Genomic DNA, 16,088 nt, shown 5'->3' on the forward strand with positions numbered 1-16,088 from the left:
CAAGTCTCCCCGACTCGGGCCCACCGACTCACCGCACCCTCAGCCCCACCACAGGCCACACGACGCCGCCCCCTCGACGGCGTCGTGCCCCAAGCCCACCCAACGGCACCGCCGAGCGACCCAGCCCTCAACGGCACCGCGGCCGAGCCGCCCACCTCTCCACCATCCCGCCGATGTTGCCGCATCAGCGCGATGACAAAGAGGCCGGCGACCAGGCCATCACCGGGTTGCCCAGCATGCACGGAGCCGTCCGCATCATCCCCGTGTCGATGCGACCAGCCCCGAAGCATCCCTGCTCCCCGACTGGCCCGAATCCTGCCCGAGGGGTACGACAAAAACGCGAACCCCAAGCTCAAAGCCGCAACGATCCGGCCCGGAGCCCGCAACGATCCGCCCCTGGGACCCGCAACGATCCGCCCCTGGGACCCGCGGCGATCCGCCCCTGGGACCCGCGGCGATCCGCCCGGAACCCGCGGCGATCAGCCGCCCGCGAAGGGCGGTAGGACGTCGACGGTCACCCCGGCCGGCAGCGCGGCCCTCCGGTCATGACAGGCCAGCCCGTCCACCAGGAAGCTGGCCGCCTTGACCACCAACCCCATCCGCTCCCCGTGCCGATCGGTCAGAGCCTGGGCAAGCTCCTCCAACGACCCGGCCGATATCTCCTCAGCCGAGACACCCCCGGCCGCGGCCCGTGCCCCGGCGAAGTACCGAACGGTCAGCAAAGCTCAACTCCCGCCACCCAGGTGATCAGCAACGGTCAGCCCCCGATGGCCGACATCGGCCGAGCCGGCTGCAGGAAAGCTGGATCATCGATCCCGTGCCCGGCCCGCTTGCCCCACATCGCCACCCGCCAGGCCTCAGCGATCTCGCCGTCCGGCGCACCGTCCCGCACCAGCTTCCGCAGGTCGCTCTCGTCGGTGGCGAACAGACAGTTCCGCACCTGGCCGTCGGCGGTCAGCCGGGTCCGGTCGCAGTCCCCGCAGAACGGCCGCGTCACGCTCCCGATCACGCCCACCCGGGCCGGTTCCCCGGCCGCGTCGACGTGCCCCGGCACCAGCCAGGTCTCCGCCGGAGCCGTTCCACGTGAAACATCGTCGGGCCGTAGATCGAAGGGCTTCAGCGCGGCCAGGATCTCGTCGGCGGTGACCATCGTGTGCCGATCCCACTGGTGCTGAGCGTCCAGCGGCATCTGCTCGATGAACCGCAACTGATACCCATGCTCCAGCGCGAACCCGAGCAGAGCAGCGGCCTCGTCGTCGTTCACCCCGCGCATCAGCACCGTGTTGATCTTCACGGGAGTGAGGCCGGCCTCGGCCGCCGCACGCAACCCGCGCAGAACGTCGGCGTGCCGGTCGCGGCGAGTCAACGTACGGAATCGGTCGGGGTCGAGGGTGTCGAGCGAGACGTTGACCCGGTCGAGCCCGGCGTCCCGCAGGGGCACGGCCAGCCGATCCAGACCGATCCCGTTCGTGGTGATCGACATCCGGGGCCGCGGGGTCAGCCGGGCCGTCTCGGCGACGATGCCGACCAGGCCGCGCCGGATCAGCGGCTCGCCGCCGGTGAACCGGACCTCGGTCACGCCGAGCCGCTCCACCGCGATCCGGACCAGCCGGACCACCTCGTCGTCGGTGAGCTGCTCAGGCTGTGGCATCCAGGCCAGACCCTCGGCGGGCATGCAATACGTACACCGGAGGTTGCATCGGTCGGTGAGGGAGACCCGCAGATCGGTCGCGACGCGGCCGAATCGATCGGCCAGCATGATCACGGCAGCCACCGCTGTCGCTCGCCTGATCTCCACGTCTCGCTCACGAAATCGAATCTAGCCTCTCGGCGGGAAAGTTGCCGCCGCGGATTTCGGCCTGTGGATAACCTCCCGCGAGGTCATCCGCGCAGGACAGCGTCGGCGGCCGTCCGCACCGCAGCGCGGAAGCTCGCGCCGAAGGCCGCCGTGTGCACGAGCAGAAGATGCAGCTGATGCAACGGCACCCGTCGTTCCCATCCGTCCGCGAGCGCCCACTCCGCGCGGTACGCCCCGATGATCACGTCGAGGTGGGCCACACCGCCGAACAGCGACAACGTGGCCAGGTCGGTCTCGCGGTGACCGCCATGGGCCGCCGGATCGACGAGCCATCCGCGCCCGTCCGCGCCCCACAACAGGTTGCCCGGCCACAGGTCACCATGGATCCGGGCCGGCGGTTCTTCCGTCCCGTACGAGTCAATTGTCTTGATGATTTTCTCGACCACGGCGATGTCGGCGCCCGAAAGCGCACCTTGATCGGCGGAGATCCGCAGGTAGGGAAGCAGTCGGCGCTCGGCGAACCACGAGCTCCAGGGCCCGTCGGAGGGTGTGTTGTCGAGGGGCAGCGGTCCGATCCACCCGGGCCACGGCGCACCGAAGGTTTCCGCACCGGCGCGATGCAACGCGGCCAGCCCTCGCCCGAAAAGTTCCGCAGCCGGGCGGCCGGCGTCGCCCTCCTCCACCCATTCCATCGCGATCAAATTCGGCAAAGACACAATTATTTCCGGTACGGGCAGTGCCCCCGCCCGCCGCAGCCAGCGCGATCCGGCCGCCTCGGCCGCGAACAGTCCCTCCGGCGCGTCCCCGTCCGGCCACGACTTCGCGAACAACGACGCCCCGTCCTCCAAGGTCAGGCGCGACGCCGAGCTCACCCCCCGATGCACCGGCGTCTCCCGGATGCGCTGATGCGTGAGAAATGTCGGGAGGTGCTCCGGGTGCGCGCGCAAATACGCCATGTCCACCCGGTTATCTTGCGCTTCGGGTGACGGACATCCCATTTCAGAGGCAAAATGTCGGCATGGCCCCTGTCGCAGTGCGTTCATACCGCCCGAGTGACCACTCCGCGGGCCGGCGGCTGTGGGCCGAGCTGACCCGGCAGCAGAACGAGATGTACGGCGAGGCCGACGACGACGGCGGCGCCGGGTTCGAGGAGTACCTGACCAGGCTCGATCTGAGTGGCCTGTGGGTGGCCGACCACGCCGACGACGGGGTGATCGGGATGGTCGGGCTGATCATGCGGAATCGAGCCGGTGAGGTCGAGCCGGTGATCGTCACGGTCACCCACCGCCACAAGGGGGTCGGCCGCAAGCTGCTGCAACACGTCGCGGCCGAGGCCAAGAAGCGGAATATGACGTCGCTGACCATCTCGCCGTCGTCGCGGAACGTCGAGGCGATCCGCAGCCTGCACGCGGCCGGCTACGACGTGGTCTCCTCGATCGAGCTGACCATGGATCTGGATCGTCATCCGCACGCCTGGCAGCAGGAGGGCCTGGAGTTGCAGGGCCTGCCGTTCCGTAACTGAGACGAGGTCTGTGGAAAAGTTGTCCACAGGCGCCGAGAAAGGCACTCGCGGCCGTCGCCGACCGGGCCAAGCTGCCCGGCATGACGTCCACCTGCAACCTCGCCATCCGCACTCCCGCCGAGCTCATCGCCGTCGTGCCGTTCGTGATGGGCTATCACCCGAGCGACAGCGTCGCCATGGTCGGCCTCAGCGGCTCGCGGCTCGATTTCGCCGCGTGCCACGACCTTCCCCCGCCCGACTGGACGGCCGCCGACGCCCAGAAGGCGGCTGACGACGTCGCCGACGCGGTGGCCCTGCAGCGGCCGGAACGGGTGGTCATCGTCGGGTACGGGACGGCCAAGCGGGTCATCCCGAGCCTGCTCCGCAGCGCTGAGGCGGTGACCCGCCGCGGTGTCGACGTGCTCGACGTCATGCGGGTCACCGACGGCCGATGGTGGTCCTACACCTGCACGGATCGCGAGTGCTGTCCTCCGGAGGGCTCACCGTGCCTGCCCGGCGACAGCGTGATCGCGGCCGAGGCCACCTTCCACGGCAACGTCGCCCTGCCCAGCCGCCGGGATCTGACCGCGCAGGTCGCGCCGGTCGCCGGGGCGGAACGGGCCGAGATGCGCCGGGCCACCGAGCGGGCACGTAGTCGCTTCACCGGCCTGCTGGCCGAGGACCTGACCGCGGAACGGTACGCGCGGCTCGTCCGGCAGCACGGCCAGCTCGCGGTCCGGGCCGCCGAGAAGTGCTATCGCGCCGGGCGCACCCTCGGGCCGGACGAGATCGCCTGGCTCGGCGTGCTGCTCGTGGACCGTTCGGTCGAGGATTTCGCGTTGGAACGGGCCGTCACCGCGCACGAGTGGCAGATCCGCCTCTGGACCGATGTCCTGCGCCGGGTCGAGCCGCCCTACGTCGCGCCGGCCGGCTGCCTGCTCGGTTTCACCGCCTGGCAGGCCGGGCGCGGCTCGCTGGCCCGGGTCGCGGTGGACCGGGCGCTGGCCGCCGAGCCCCAGCACCACATGGCCGGCCTGCTGCACAACGTGCTCGGCTTCGGGCTTCCGCCGCGGATGCTGCGGAAGGCGCTCCCGCCCCGGATGCTGGGGAAAGCGAGGCGGTGGCGATGAGCCGGTCAGACTGTGACGCGATCCACTCCGGCGTAAACGTTCATGGTCGTGCCCCGCAGGAAGCCGACCAGGGTCATCCCGGCCTCCTCGGCCAGCTCGACCGCGAGCGTGCTCGGTGCCGAGACCGCGGCCAGCATCGGCAGCCCGGCCATCCACGCCTTCTGGGTGAGCTCGAAACTGGCCCGCCCGGAGACCATCAACACGTGCCCGGTCAGCGGCAATCGGCCCTCGCGGAGTGCCCAGCCGAGCACCTTGTCGACCGCGTTGTGCCGGCCCACGTCCTCCCGCAGCACGAGCATCTGCCCGTCGGCGGTGAACAGGCCGGCCGCGTGCAGGCCACCGGTCCGGTCGAAGGTGCGCTGCGCGGCCCGCAGCCGATCCGGTAGCTCGACCAGGGTGGTCGCCGGCACGCGCAGCGGATCCGCCGTCACGTCGAAGCGCGACCGGGTGCGCACCGCGTCGATGCTGGCCTTGCCGCACACCCCGCACGAGCTGGTGGTGTAGAAGTTGCGGCTCAGGTCGGTCACCGGCGGCGGCACGTGCGCGCCGAGCACGATGTCGACGACGTTGTAGGTGTTCGGGGTGTCCGTCCCGGCGCACAGCTGCGCGGTCGTCACGTCCTCGGCGACGTTGATCATGCCCTCGCTGAGCAGGAACCCCATGGCCAGATCGATGTCGTGCCCGGGCGTGCGCATGGTCACGGCGAGCGGCTGCTTGCGCACCCGGATCTCCAGCGGCTCCTCGGCGGCGAGCTCGTCGGGCCGCCGCCGACTGGTGCCGGAGGGTCCACCGAGATCGATGCGGACCACCGGCCGGCGTGTTGTGCTCCTGCCCATGGGCGGAGCTTACGACGCTCTCCAGCAAATCAGCACACGCCGTCTAACCGGCAACTTCAAAGGCGCGCGGACACGCCCGCCATCCGGTCGGGATACGGTACTCACGTGGGGGGATTTGCGGCGGTGGTGCTGGCCGGTGGTGCGGCACGGCGGATGGGCGGTGCGGACAAGCCGACGCTTGCCGTGGCCGGCCAGTCGATGCTGACCAGGGTCCTGGCCGCGGTGCACGACGCTGATCCACGCGTCGTGGTCGGCCGGGTCCCCACTGACCTGCCCGTTCCCGTGCACGTGACCCGCGAGGAGCCACCCGGTGGCGGCCCGGTCGCGGCCGCCTCGGCCGGTCTGGCGCTGGTCCCGACCAGCATTGCCTATACGGCTCTGCTCGCGGCCGATCTGCCGTTCCTCACCGGTGAGGCGATCGACGTGCTGCGCCTGACCATGGAGTCGGCGCCGATGGAGGGCGCGGTCTACCGGGACACCGACGGGCGGCTGCAGATCCTCTGCGGGGTGTGGCGGACAGCGGCGCTGCGCGCGGCCATCGAACGACTTGCGGCCAAACGCGGTGGCCTGCACGGCGCACCGGTCCGTGAGCTGATCGCCGAGCTCCGGGTGGCCGAGGTGTCCTGGCGTCGCCCGGGCCCACCGCCCTGGTTCGACTGCGACACCGACGACGACCTGCGGACCGCCGAGGAGTGGGCGAGATGAACGAGCTGGATCGGTGGGTCGCCGCGGCGGGCGCCGAGCTGGGCGTTCCGCCGGAGGACGTGCCGGTCACGGCAGTTCTGGACATGGCCCGGGACGTCGCGCACAACGTCGTCCGGCCCGGGGCGCCGGTCACGGCGTACCTGATGGGGCTGGCCGTGGGCCGTGGGGCCGACCCGGCCGAGGTCGCCGAGCGGATCACCGCGCTGGCCACCTCCTGGACCCGCCGGTCCGACACCTGAGCGATCGGCGCGGCCCGGCCGGTTCGACTCCTTGATCAGGGGAAACGTGCCGAACGCGAGACGGGCGTTTACAGCACGGCCGCTCTCGATAGGGTGACGGTGACGGAGGTGCGATCATGACGGCAGAGAGCCCGGCGGGCGACACGCCCGAAAGCGTGTTGCTCGACGAACCGACCACGGCAGACCTACGAGCCAAGGTCAACGAGGCGTGGCGCGAGTTCGCCGAAGCCCTGACCGGTGTGCTGTCCAGCCTGCCGTCCGGCGCCCAGATCGACCTCACCCTGGACCCGACCGCGTCCGGCACCGGCACCGCGGTCTACTCGGTGAGCGTCCGCGTCCTGCCGGCCGGTGTGGTCGAGGCGCTCGCGGTCGGCAACGCCGGCCTCCCGGCGGAGTATCGGATGGACCGGGCCACGGTCGCCGCCGTGGTGGCGCTCGGCTGGTCCCCGCCCGGAGTTCTGGCCGGCTCGCGCGACGCGTTCGGCCTGCGCTCCGAGCAGTCCAAGGCACCCGCCCTGGCCACGATCATCACGCGCACGCTGCGGGATGTGTACGGCGCTCCCCACCCGGCCTTCCTGGTCTACCTCGCGCACGACGAGGAGGACGAGCCGATCGACGTCGGCCCGCTGGCCACCGCGCGGTCCGAACCGGGCCTGGAGCTCGTGACCGGCGGCCCCGAGCTGACCGACGAGGAGCTGCTGGCCGAGGTCGCGGGCGACGAGGTGCCGCTCGACGAGCGGGTCCGCACGGTGATCGCCACCATGTCCAAGACCACCGTCGACCAGCTGCAGGTCGACGCGGACGGGGATGTCGGCATCCGGGCCGGTTCGGCGATGGTCTTCGTCCGGGTCCGGGACAACCCGCCGCTGGTCGACGTCTTCTCGCCGATCCTGACCGAGGTCGAGCCGACCGAGCAGCTCTACGTGAAGCTGTCCGAGCTCACCAACCGGATGCCGATCGGGCGGCTCTACTGCGCGCAGGACACGGTCTGGGCGTCGATCCCGGTCTTCGGCCGCAACTTCCAGGCGGTTCACCTGATGCTCGCGGTGCAGGTGATGACCGGGCTGGCCGACGAGCTGGACGACCGGCTGCACGGTGAGTTCGGCGGCAAGCGCTTCTTCGGCGAGGGCGACAAGCCGACCCCGCCGAAGAGCGACGGGGAACACCGCACCGGCATGTACCTCTAAATACCCAAAAATCCGACACGGTACGGCGGTGGGCCCGATCCGCCGCCGACCCGTTGGTGCGCGCCCGTAGCCGACCCGCCGATCCGGCAGCGCGTCCACGCGTAAACGACCGGGCGGCCCCGGGACTGCTCACTCCGGCAGCGAAGGCACCGCCGTCGGTGTCTCCACCAGCCGGGACAGCACCACCATGCTGCGCGTCGACGTCACAAACGGCTCGGCCCGAAGCCGTTCCAACGCCTGCTCCAAATGACCGATATCGGCCGCCCGCAGATGCACCAACGCATCCGCCTGCCCGGAGACCGTGTACGCCCCCACGACTTCCGGATGCCGCCGGGTGGCCACGGTGATCTGCGCCGGTGTGGTCCGCCCGGTGCAGAACAGCTCCACGAACGCCTCGGTCGTCCACCCCACCGCGGCCGGTTCGATCACCGCCGTGAATCCCTTGATCACCCCGGCCGACCGCAGTCGGTCGACCCGGCGTTTCACGGCCGGGGCGGAGAGCGACACCTTGGCGCCGATCTCGGCATACGAAGCGCGGGCGTCCGCCACGAGCAACGCAATGATTCGATGGTCGACGGCGTCCATCTGCAACGATTCGCCTCCGAAAGGCAAGATTTCGAGCTGTTTGCTGCAACGCAGCCTACCTACGCTAAAACCTCATGAGCCAGCTGGAGCGATCCCCTCGAAAGCGGACATATCTAATGTGTCCCCCGGAGCATTTCACGGTTGAGTACGCGATCAACCCGTGGATGGACACGACCGTCGCGGTCGACGCCGCCCGGGCCCTGAAGCAGTGGGACTCACTCCGCACCACCCTGGTCAATCTCGGTCACGAGGTACACGTCCTGGACGCCCGCCCGGGCCTGCCGGACATGGTGTATTCGGCCAACGGCGCGTTCTCGGTCGACGGCACCGTCTACGGCGCCCGGTTCCGCTATCCGCAGCGGGCCGACGAGGCGGTCGCGCACCGGGCGTTCTACGACACCGCCGGCGCCTGGAAGTTCGTCGCTCCGGTGCACGTCAACGAGGGTGAGGGCGATTTCGCGTACCTGCCCGGGGCGTACGGCGGCATCGTCCTGGCCGGCTACGGTTTCCGCACCGACCCGGCCGCGCACGCCGAGGCCCAGGAGGTGCTGGGCCGTCCGGTGATCTCGCTGCGCCTGATCGACCCGGCCTTCTACCACCTGGACACCGCGCTGGCCGCGCTCGACGACCGCCACGTCACGTACTACCCGGACGCCTTCTCGGAGTCCTCCCGACAGGTACTCGCCCAGCTGTTCCCGGACGCGGTGCTGGCCGACCGCGCCGACGCCGAGGCGTTCGGCTTGAACCTGGTCAGCGACGGTCGCCACGTGATCCTGAACACGGACGCGATCGGCATGGGACGCAAGGTCCGGGACGCCGGATACCAGCCGGTTCACGTGGATCTGTCGGAGCTCAAGCGTGGCGGCGGCAGCGTCAAGTGCGCCGTCGCGGAATTGCGGCCCGGACACCCCTGACCTCACGGGCACCTTTGGATCCGGTGCGCAAAGATGGGTCGCATGACCGACGACACCCGCACCACCGAGCACAAGGACGACGGCACTGTCATCGTCGTGGGCCCCGATGGTCGCCCGATGGGCACCATCGAGGAGGACGGCACGATGAGCCCGGAAGAGCCGGGCAACCTCATCGAGCAGCCGGCGAAGGTCATGCGCATCGGCAGCATGATCAAGCAGCTGCTCGAGGAGGTGCGGGCCGCGCCGCTCGACGAGGCCAGCCGGGGCCGGCTGCGGGAGATCCACGAGCGTTCGATCAAGGAGCTGGAGGATGGCCTGGCCCCGGAACTCCGCGAGGAGCTGGAGCGGCTGTCCCTGCCGTTCGAGGGCGAAACCCCGCCCAGCGAGGCCGAGCTGCGCATCGCCCAGGCCCAGCTCGTCGGCTGGCTCGAGGGGCTGTTCCACGGCATCCAGGCCGCGCTCGTCGCCCAGCAGATGGCCGCCCGCCTGCAGCTCGAACAGATCCGCGGCGGCCAGGGCCGCCCGGCCCTCCCGATGGGCATCCCCGGCAAGCCCGACCGCCCCACCGGCCAATACCTTTAAACCCCAATCTTCCCGTACGGCCACAAAGGCCCCACGCCCCCAAGAACTCCGCAACCGCGAGCCCCCACGCTCGTAAGGCCCTGCGGTCGTGAGGCCCTGCGGTCGTGAGGCCCTGCCGTCGTGAGGCCCTGCCGTCGTGAAGGCCCGCGGTCGTGAGGGCCTGCGGTCGTAAGGCCCCGCGGTCGTGAGCGGCCCGCGGTCGTGAGGGGCCCCGTGCGTCGTCCCACGCGAGGCCGCTGCCACTCCATGCCGCCGCGCGCCGCGCGCCCGCTCAGCTGGTGCTGAGGGTTGTAAAACAGTCCGGATACAACCCTCAGCACCAGCCGAGCCCCGGCGCCGCGCGGCCCCGCCTTGCCCCGCGCGGCCCCGCCTTGCCCCGCGCGCCGCGCCGCCGCGCGCCGCGCCGAGGCCGGCAGAGCACACCGCGAGAGGTCCGAGCATCGCAGGAGGCTTGGCCCGCAACAGGGTTCGGGCGTGGCACCGACCCGAGTCGCACTCGTTGCACCGGCGGCCAGGGCCGCACTCGTGCGCCGCCGACCAGGGCTGCACCAGCCAGGGCGGGCGACCGCGCGGCGGCACGCGCAGGGCGGCTTCGCGCGGCAGCGTCCGCGCGGCGCGGCTTCGTGCGTCAGCGTCCGCGCGGCGCGGCTTCGTGCGGCAGCGTCCGCGCGGCGCGGCTTCGTGCGTCAGCGTCCGCGCGGCGCGGCTTCGTGCGTCAGCGCCCGCGCAGGGCGGTTTCGTGCGGCAGCGCCCACGAAGGGCGGTTTCGTGTGGCAGCGCCCGCGCGGGGCGCGGCTCAAACGGCCGCGCCGCACCCGCCGTACGGGAAGCCGGTTTTAAAGGTTGAAAGCTTTTTGCAGGTAAACCGCAACGCCATCCTCGACATTGCTCCCGGTCACCTCATCGGCCACCGCGAGAACCGCCGGATGCGCATTGCCCATCGCCACGGCCCGCCCGGCCCAGGCCAGCATCGGAATGTCGTTGGGCATGTCCCCGAACGCCACCACTTCGTCGGCGGTGATTCCTTCGCGTTCGCAGAACCAGGCGAGCCCGGCGGCTTTGGTCACGCCCGCCGCCGAGATCTCCACCAGCGCGGACGACGACGAGCGGGTCGCCTCGGCCACCCCGCCCAGGGCTTTGCTGACCAGTTCCAGGAAGTCGTCGGGGTCGGCGGAGGCCGAGCGGGCCAGCAGTTTCACCGCCGGCACGGAGGTCAGCTCCTCGGGCGCGGAGATCACCTGGACGCGATGATCGGTCCAGCGGATCGGCCAGGTCGACTCGTGGCGGAACGAGCGTCCGTCCTCGATCTCGACCGCGAGGGACAGGTCGGGCACCGCGTCGCGCAGGCGGCGGGTGACGTCGAGCAGCGCCTCGCAGGAGAGCGGGTCGGTCCGCAGCACTTCGTCGGCGTGCGGGTCGTAGATCACCGCGCCGTTGGCGCAGACCGCCGGCAACCGTTCCGGCAGCTGGTCGTAGAGCTCTTCGAGCCAGCGCAGCGGCCGCCCGGTCACCAGCACCACCGGTGCCGGGACCGCGGTCAGCACGTCGATGGTCCGCCGGGTGAGCTTGCGCTCGTCGTCGATCAGGGTGCCGTCAATATCGGTCGCTACGAGTCGCCAGGGTGCCATCACCTCGACAATAGCCGCTCGAGATACACCGCCACGCCGTCCTGATCATTGGTCAGCGTCACATCGTCGGCCATGGCCATCAGCTCGGGATGCGCGTTGGCGACGGCGACCCGGCCCCAGCCGGCCCAGGCGAACATCGACAGGTCGTTCGGCATGTCGCCGAAGACCAGCACGTCGGCCGGGTCGACGCCGACCGCTTCGGCGACGACGGCGAGACCGGTGCCTTTGTCCACGTGCGGCGGGCAGATCTCCAGGTAGTTGAGACCGGCCTGGGTGACGGTGGCCACGTCCGGCGGGACGACCCGGCGGGCGATCGCCAGCAGCTCGTCGATGTCGAGCTTGACGGCCTTCGCATACGCCTTGATCACGTCCCCGCCGAGGCACTCGGCCCGTGTCCGGGTCTCCAGGTCGATCGGCCAGCGCCAGGTCGGGTCGTAGTCACCCCAGAGCGGGGAGTCGTCGTGTTCCAGCGCCTCGAACATCACCGACAGCGGCCCGGTCTCCGACTCCAGCCGGGTCAGCACGTCGGAGACGACCGCGCCGGGCAGTCGCGCCTGCCGCAGATAGCGCTGTTCGGCCTGGTCGAGCACCCAGCCGCCCTGGGCGAGCACGAGATAGTCGCTGACCCGTACGTCGTCGCGGGTCAGCGAGGCGAGCCGGGGACCCCGGCCGGTGGCGGCGACGATCCGGATGCCGGCCGCACGGACCCGGCCCAGGACCTCATGCGTGTACGCGGAAACCGTGTCGTCACTGCGAACCAGCGTGCCGTCGAGATCGGTGGCGATGAGCTTCGGCAGCCCTGGCTTGAGCATCGAAACCTCCGAGGGTCTTGAAACCCCCGCGGAGGGCGGAAGGAGAACGGTACACCGGCCCAGCCACCAGCGACCATGACAACTGGTGACCGGGCGATGTCGAGATCGTTAGCGGCTGGGTTCCAGCACGTCGCGTCCGCCGAGGAACGGCTGGAGCGCCTTCGGCACCCGCACCGAGCCGTCCGGCTGCTGGTGGTTCTCCAGGATCGGAATCAGCCAGCGGGTGGTGGCGAGCGTGCCGTTGAGCGTCGCCGCGGTCTGCGGCTTGCCGTTCTCGTCGCGGTACCGGATGTTGAGCCGGCGCGCCTGGAACGTCGTGGTGTTCGACGTCGAGGTGACCTCGCGGTACCGCGACTGCGACGGCACCCACGCCTCGCAGTCGAACTTGCGGACCGCGCTGGAGCCCAGGTCACCGGCGGCCACGTCGATCACCCGGTACGGGATCTCGACCTTGGCCAGCATCTCCTCCTCCATCGCGAGCAGACGCTGGTGTTCCTCGAGAGCGTCCTCGGGGCGGCAGAACGAGAACATCTCCACCTTGTCGAACTGGTGGACCCGCAGGATGCCCCGCACGTCCTTGCCGTGCGAGCCGGCCTCCCGCCGGTAACACGTCGACCAGCCGGCGAACCGCGACGGGCCGTTGCTCAGGTCGAGGATCTCGTTCGAGTGGTAGGCGGCCAGGGCCACCTCCGACGTGCCGACCAGGTAGAGGTCGTCCGCTTCGAGGCGGTAGATCTCGCTGGCGTGGGCGCCCAGGTAACCGGTGCCCTCCATCGACTCCGGCCGGACCAGGGTCGGCGTGATCGACGGGGTGAAGCCGTGCTCGACCGCCTGCTGCATGGCCAGCTGCAGCATGCCCAGCTGGAGCAGCGCGCCGACACCGGTCAGGAAGTAGAACCGCGAGCCCGACACCTTGGCGCCGCGCTCGGTGTCGATGGCGCGCAGCGCCTCACCGATCTCCAGATGGTCGAGCGGCTCGGCGATCTCCGGGATCGTGCCGACCTCGCGCAGGACCACGAAGTCGTCCTCGCCGCCGGGCGGGGCGCCGGCCACCACGTTCGACACGGCCATGTGGGCGCGCTTGAGCGCCTCGTCGGCCTCGGTGGCCGCGCTCCCGGCCGCCTTCACCTCGGCGGCCAGCTCCTTGGTGCGGGCCAGCAGCGCGGCCCGTTCGTCCCCGGAGGCCTTGGCCACCTGCTTGCCGATGGAGTTCTGCTCGGCCCGGACCGCCTCGAACCGCTGGGTAGCGGCCCGGCGCTCCTCGTCGGCCCGCAGCAGGTCGTCCACCAGCTCGGTGGACTCACCGCGCAGCCGCTGGCTCGCGCGGATCAGTTCCGGATCTTCACGAAGCAGACGCAGGTCAATCACGGTTGTGGAGCCTACCGGGTGCACACGTCCGGTTTCGCGTGAGTATTGACGACGTCATCGCAGGGGTATGTCCCGGTTGTCGACGGTCGGCATGAACGGCTCGGTCGGCGCGATACTCAGCTCCAACGGCTCGTCCTCATCGGGCTCGGCCACCGGGACCGGACGCGGTTCTTCCGGATCACGCCCGCCCAGCCCGAGCGCGACCAGCGCGGCCACGACGGCGGCGATCGCGCACCACAGCCCCCGCCCGAGCGCCACCTTCAGCTCCCCGGCGTCCAGGGCGAGCGTGTAGAAGCTGGTCATCTGCCGGCTCTGCGCGCCGAGCAACTGGATCGAGGCGGCCAGCAACGCCAGCAGCACCCCACCGGAACCGAACCCGGCCAGCTTCGCGTACCGCCGACCGGCCTCCGGGCCGAGAATCGCCAACAGCACGGCGATCACCAGGAAGAACAGACCGACGACGTACGCCGCACCGACTCCTCCGAGATCGAACAGGTCGGTCCGCAGCATCTTCGTCTCGCCGACCTCGTCCGACCCGTAGACCAGACCGTTGACCGTGGTCACCTGCCACTCGGAGATCAGCGACGCGAACGCGGCCACCCCGCCCAGCCCGGCGACCAGCGGCCGCACCCGGCGATCACTGCTGAGGCCACGGAGAAAACCGGCCCGTTCCTTCGGCTCACCGAACTCGATCACCGTCTCCGACATGTGATCCATGATGGGCCCTGCGTTGTCGCCCTTCCACCGGGCCCCGGATGGGCTAGCGTTCTGTTCATGCCTATTCGTTCTGCTACGGCCCGCTGGGAAGGGAACCTCACCGAGGGTTCCGGCACGGTAAAGACTGGTAAGGGTGGCCTGCAGGGGAGTTACTCCTTCAAGTCACGCTTCGAGGAGGGCGAGGGGACCAACCCCGAGGAGCTCATCGCCGCCGCCCACTCCGGCTGTTTCTCGATGGCGTTCTCGAAGGCCCTGGCCGACGCGGGCTTCACGCCCACCTCGGTCGAGACCGTCGCCAAGGTGCACCTGGACAAGACTGACGCCGGCTTCGGCGTCTCCCGCATCGACCTGGAGACCGTCGGCAACGTCCCCGGCGTCGACGAGGCGACCTTCCAGAAGATCGCCGCCGACGCCAAGGAGAACTGCCCGATCTCCCGCCTGCTCAGCCCGGGCGCGGCGATCAGCCTCTCCGCCAAGCTCGCCTGACACTCGCTCCACCCGCCGGCGCGGCCGTTTCCCGGCCCGCGCCGGCCCCTTTTCCCGCGCTCGCACGGGTCGTTCCCGCGGCCGCGGCGACGGCACAATGGTCGGTGTGCCGGTGGACATGACGCGCGAACGCTTCGAGGAACTCGTCGGCGAGGCCCTCGACGAGGTCCCCGTCGAGCTGCTCTCCCTGATGAACAACGTGGTCTTCCTGGTCGAGGACGCCCCACCCGACGGCGACGACGGCCTGCTCGGCCTCTACGAGGGCACCGCCCTGACCGACCGAGGCTGGGACTACGCCGGCGTACTCCCCGACCGCATCACCATCTACCGCCTGCCCACGCTGCGCGTCTGCGACTCCGAGAACGACGTGGTCGAGGAAGTCGCGATCACCGTCGTCCACGAGATCGCCCACCACTTCGGCATCGACGACCAGCGCCTCCACGATCTCGGCTGGGCCTGACCTCCAAGATCAACTTCAAGATCTTCATTGCCTATCTCCGCGGTGGTCCAGATCGTCGCTCCCGCGGGGACCCTTCCGGGTCTCGCAGGGCGCTGGCGCGCCCAGAACGCGAAACCCGAAAGGGCGGCGTCCGCTGCTGGGCACGGTTACCCCAACCCCAACCCCGGAGTCAGCCGGCTTCCCCCGCGCGGAGACGGGCCAGCCAGGCCGAGGAGTCGGCGAAGTCGGCGTCGGAGAGCCCGGCCGGCGCCTGAACGGGCGGTTCCGGCTGAAGGCGGTGCCGCCCGTAACTGCCCAGGAACCGAACCTCGGCACAGATCCGCCGCAGCCCGCGCAACGCTTCCCCCAAGCGCGCCTCGGCCACGTGCCCGGTGCAGTCGAGGAAGAAGAAGTACGTCCCCAGCTGCTCCCCGGTCGGCCGGGATTCGATGCGGGACAGGTTGACGCCGCGGACCGCGAGTTCGGTCAGGACCGCGAGCAGCGCGCCCACCTGGTCGTGCCGGATCGACACGGCCAGCGAGGTGACGTCGTCGCCAGTGGCCGGCGGCGGCGGCACGGGCCGGGTGAGCAGTGCGAATCGGGTGACCGCTTCGGCCCGGTCGGCGACTTTCTCGGCGAGCACGGTGAGCCGGTTACGGGGTACGCCGATCGGCGCGCAGAGGGCCGCATCGTATTCCCCGGCGGCCGCGCTGATCGCCGCCGCGGCGTTGGACAGTACGTCGATGACTGTCGCGTCAGGCACGTTGGCCTGCAGCCAGTGCCGGCACTGGGCGGACGCCTGCGGGTGCGCCGCGATGGTCCGCAGCCCGGCCAGCGGCTTCAGCGCGTCGGCGGCCAGCACGAATTCGACCGGCAGCAGCACTTCGCGGGCGATCATCAGCGGGCTGCCGGTGACCAGTTCGTCCAGGGTGACCGGGATGGCCCCGCCGACCGAGTTCTCCAGTGGCACGAGGGCGGCGTCGGCTTCGCCGGAACGGACCGCCTCCAGCGCTTCGGGCACGCTGCGGGCGGGCAGGCGCACCCCGTGTTCGGCGGCCGGGATGGTGCGCAGGGCCGCCTCGGTGAAGGTGCCTTCGGGGCCGAGGTAGGTGAACCGGGTGGGCGGCGTTCCGGGCATCTCGTCAGTCTAGGGCGCAGAAC

General features: G+C 70.5%; 19 protein-coding genes. 9 read left to right on the forward strand and 10 right to left on the reverse strand.

Going from position 1 to position 16,088, the window contains the following annotated elements; translation table 11 throughout:
* Positions 1-479: 479 nt before the first annotated feature.
* From ACSHV8_RS41470 to ACSHV8_RS41480, 3 genes are all read right to left on the reverse strand, one after another.
* On the reverse strand, positions 480-722 hold the full coding sequence (locus tag ACSHV8_RS41470; RefSeq protein ID WP_436525199.1) for a MoaD/ThiS family protein: 243 nt from the start codon (positions 720-722) through the stop codon (positions 480-482).
* Between the two features lie 35 nt (positions 723-757).
* Positions 758-1,759: a GTP 3',8-cyclase MoaA gene (gene moaA / locus ACSHV8_RS41475; protein WP_436537168.1), complete on the reverse strand. Its 1,002-nt coding sequence runs from the start codon at positions 1,757-1,759 to the stop codon at positions 758-760.
* A 122-nt stretch (positions 1,760-1,881) separates the two neighbouring features.
* Positions 1,882-2,760: a fructosamine kinase family protein gene (locus ACSHV8_RS41480; protein ID WP_436537170.1), complete on the reverse strand. Its 879-nt coding sequence runs from the start codon at positions 2,758-2,760 to the stop codon at positions 1,882-1,884.
* 71 nt (positions 2,761-2,831) lie between these two features.
* Here ACSHV8_RS41480 and ACSHV8_RS41485 point away from each other — a divergent pair, with 71 nt between their 5' ends.
* The gene (locus ACSHV8_RS41485) at positions 2,832-3,320 is read left to right on the forward strand and encodes a GNAT family N-acetyltransferase (RefSeq protein ID WP_436525201.1); all 489 of its coding nucleotides are present in this window, start codon (positions 2,832-2,834) and stop codon (positions 3,318-3,320) included.
* 80 nt (positions 3,321-3,400) lie between these two features.
* Positions 3,401-4,429, forward strand: coding sequence for a DUF4192 domain-containing protein (locus tag ACSHV8_RS41490; protein ID WP_436525203.1), 1,029 nt, complete (start codon positions 3,401-3,403; stop codon positions 4,427-4,429).
* A 5-nt stretch (positions 4,430-4,434) separates the two neighbouring features.
* On the opposite strand, the gene fdhD is transcribed toward ACSHV8_RS41490, so the two are convergent.
* A complete protein-coding gene (fdhD, locus tag ACSHV8_RS41495; protein WP_436525205.1) occupies positions 4,435-5,265 on the reverse strand; it encodes a formate dehydrogenase accessory sulfurtransferase FdhD in 831 nt (276 codons plus the stop codon).
* Between the two features lie 105 nt (positions 5,266-5,370).
* Here fdhD and mobA point away from each other — a divergent pair, with 105 nt between their 5' ends.
* From mobA to ACSHV8_RS41510, 3 genes are all read left to right on the forward strand, one after another.
* Positions 5,371-5,970, forward strand: coding sequence for a molybdenum cofactor guanylyltransferase (gene mobA / locus ACSHV8_RS41500; protein WP_436525207.1), 600 nt, complete (start codon positions 5,371-5,373; stop codon positions 5,968-5,970).
* Complete coding sequence (locus tag ACSHV8_RS41505) at positions 5,967-6,209, forward strand: DUF6457 domain-containing protein (protein ID WP_436525209.1); 243 nt, start codon at positions 5,967-5,969, stop codon at positions 6,207-6,209. The genes mobA and ACSHV8_RS41505 overlap by 4 nt, the downstream gene beginning before the upstream one ends.
* A 116-nt stretch (positions 6,210-6,325) precedes the next feature.
* Positions 6,326-7,396, forward strand: a complete 1,071-nt coding sequence (locus ACSHV8_RS41510) for a T3SS (YopN, CesT) and YbjN peptide-binding chaperone 1 (RefSeq protein ID WP_436525211.1) — start codon at positions 6,326-6,328, stop codon at positions 7,394-7,396.
* Between the two features lie 129 nt (positions 7,397-7,525).
* Here the strand turns inward: ACSHV8_RS41510 and ACSHV8_RS41515 are convergent, their stop codons facing one another.
* A complete protein-coding gene (locus ACSHV8_RS41515) occupies positions 7,526-7,987 on the reverse strand; it encodes an Lrp/AsnC family transcriptional regulator (RefSeq protein ID WP_436525213.1) in 462 nt (153 codons plus the stop codon).
* 68 nt (positions 7,988-8,055) lie between these two features.
* Between ACSHV8_RS41515 and ddaH the strand changes: the two genes are divergently transcribed.
* Together ddaH and ACSHV8_RS41525 are read left to right on the forward strand one after the other, a co-directional pair.
* Complete coding sequence (ddaH, locus tag ACSHV8_RS41520) at positions 8,056-8,895, forward strand: dimethylargininase (protein ID WP_436525215.1); 840 nt, start codon at positions 8,056-8,058, stop codon at positions 8,893-8,895.
* A gap of 42 nt (positions 8,896-8,937) precedes the next feature.
* Positions 8,938-9,477: a bacterial proteasome activator family protein gene (locus ACSHV8_RS41525; protein WP_436525217.1), complete on the forward strand. Its 540-nt coding sequence runs from the start codon at positions 8,938-8,940 to the stop codon at positions 9,475-9,477.
* Positions 9,478-10,313: 836 nt separating this feature from the next.
* Here the strand turns inward: ACSHV8_RS41525 and ACSHV8_RS41530 are convergent.
* The 4 genes from ACSHV8_RS41530 to ACSHV8_RS41545 form a co-directional block, all read right to left on the reverse strand.
* Positions 10,314-11,105, reverse strand: coding sequence for a Cof-type HAD-IIB family hydrolase (locus ACSHV8_RS41530; protein WP_436525219.1), 792 nt, complete (start codon positions 11,103-11,105; stop codon positions 10,314-10,316).
* Complete coding sequence (locus ACSHV8_RS41535; protein ID WP_436525221.1) at positions 11,105-11,917, reverse strand: HAD-IIB family hydrolase; 813 nt, start codon at positions 11,915-11,917, stop codon at positions 11,105-11,107. The genes ACSHV8_RS41530 and ACSHV8_RS41535 overlap by 1 nt, the downstream gene beginning before the upstream one ends.
* A gap of 108 nt (positions 11,918-12,025) precedes the next feature.
* Positions 12,026-13,285, reverse strand: coding sequence for a serine--tRNA ligase (gene serS, locus ACSHV8_RS41540; RefSeq protein WP_436525223.1), 1,260 nt, complete (start codon positions 13,283-13,285; stop codon positions 12,026-12,028).
* 54 nt (positions 13,286-13,339) lie between these two features.
* Positions 13,340-13,993, reverse strand: coding sequence for a hypothetical protein (locus ACSHV8_RS41545; RefSeq protein WP_436525225.1), 654 nt, complete (start codon positions 13,991-13,993; stop codon positions 13,340-13,342).
* Positions 13,994-14,059: 66 nt separating this feature from the next.
* On the opposite strand from ACSHV8_RS41545, the gene ACSHV8_RS41550 reads away from it, so the two are divergent.
* Together ACSHV8_RS41550 and ACSHV8_RS41555 are read left to right on the forward strand one after the other, a co-directional pair.
* Positions 14,060-14,488: an OsmC family protein gene (locus tag ACSHV8_RS41550; protein WP_436525227.1), complete on the forward strand. Its 429-nt coding sequence runs from the start codon at positions 14,060-14,062 to the stop codon at positions 14,486-14,488.
* Positions 14,489-14,600: 112 nt separating this feature from the next.
* Complete coding sequence (locus tag ACSHV8_RS41555; protein WP_436537172.1) at positions 14,601-14,948, forward strand: metallopeptidase family protein; 348 nt, start codon at positions 14,601-14,603, stop codon at positions 14,946-14,948.
* Between the two features lie 169 nt (positions 14,949-15,117).
* On the opposite strand, the gene pheA is transcribed toward ACSHV8_RS41555, so the two are convergent.
* The gene (gene pheA, locus ACSHV8_RS41560) at positions 15,118-16,065 is read right to left on the reverse strand and encodes a prephenate dehydratase (protein ID WP_436525229.1); all 948 of its coding nucleotides are present in this window, start codon (positions 16,063-16,065) and stop codon (positions 15,118-15,120) included.
* Positions 16,066-16,088: the final 23 nt, after the last annotated feature.

Origin of the sequence: Actinoplanes sp. HUAS TT8 (assembly GCF_051380535.1) — a bacterium.
Classification (GTDB): domain Bacteria; phylum Actinomycetota; class Actinomycetes; order Mycobacteriales; family Micromonosporaceae; genus Actinoplanes.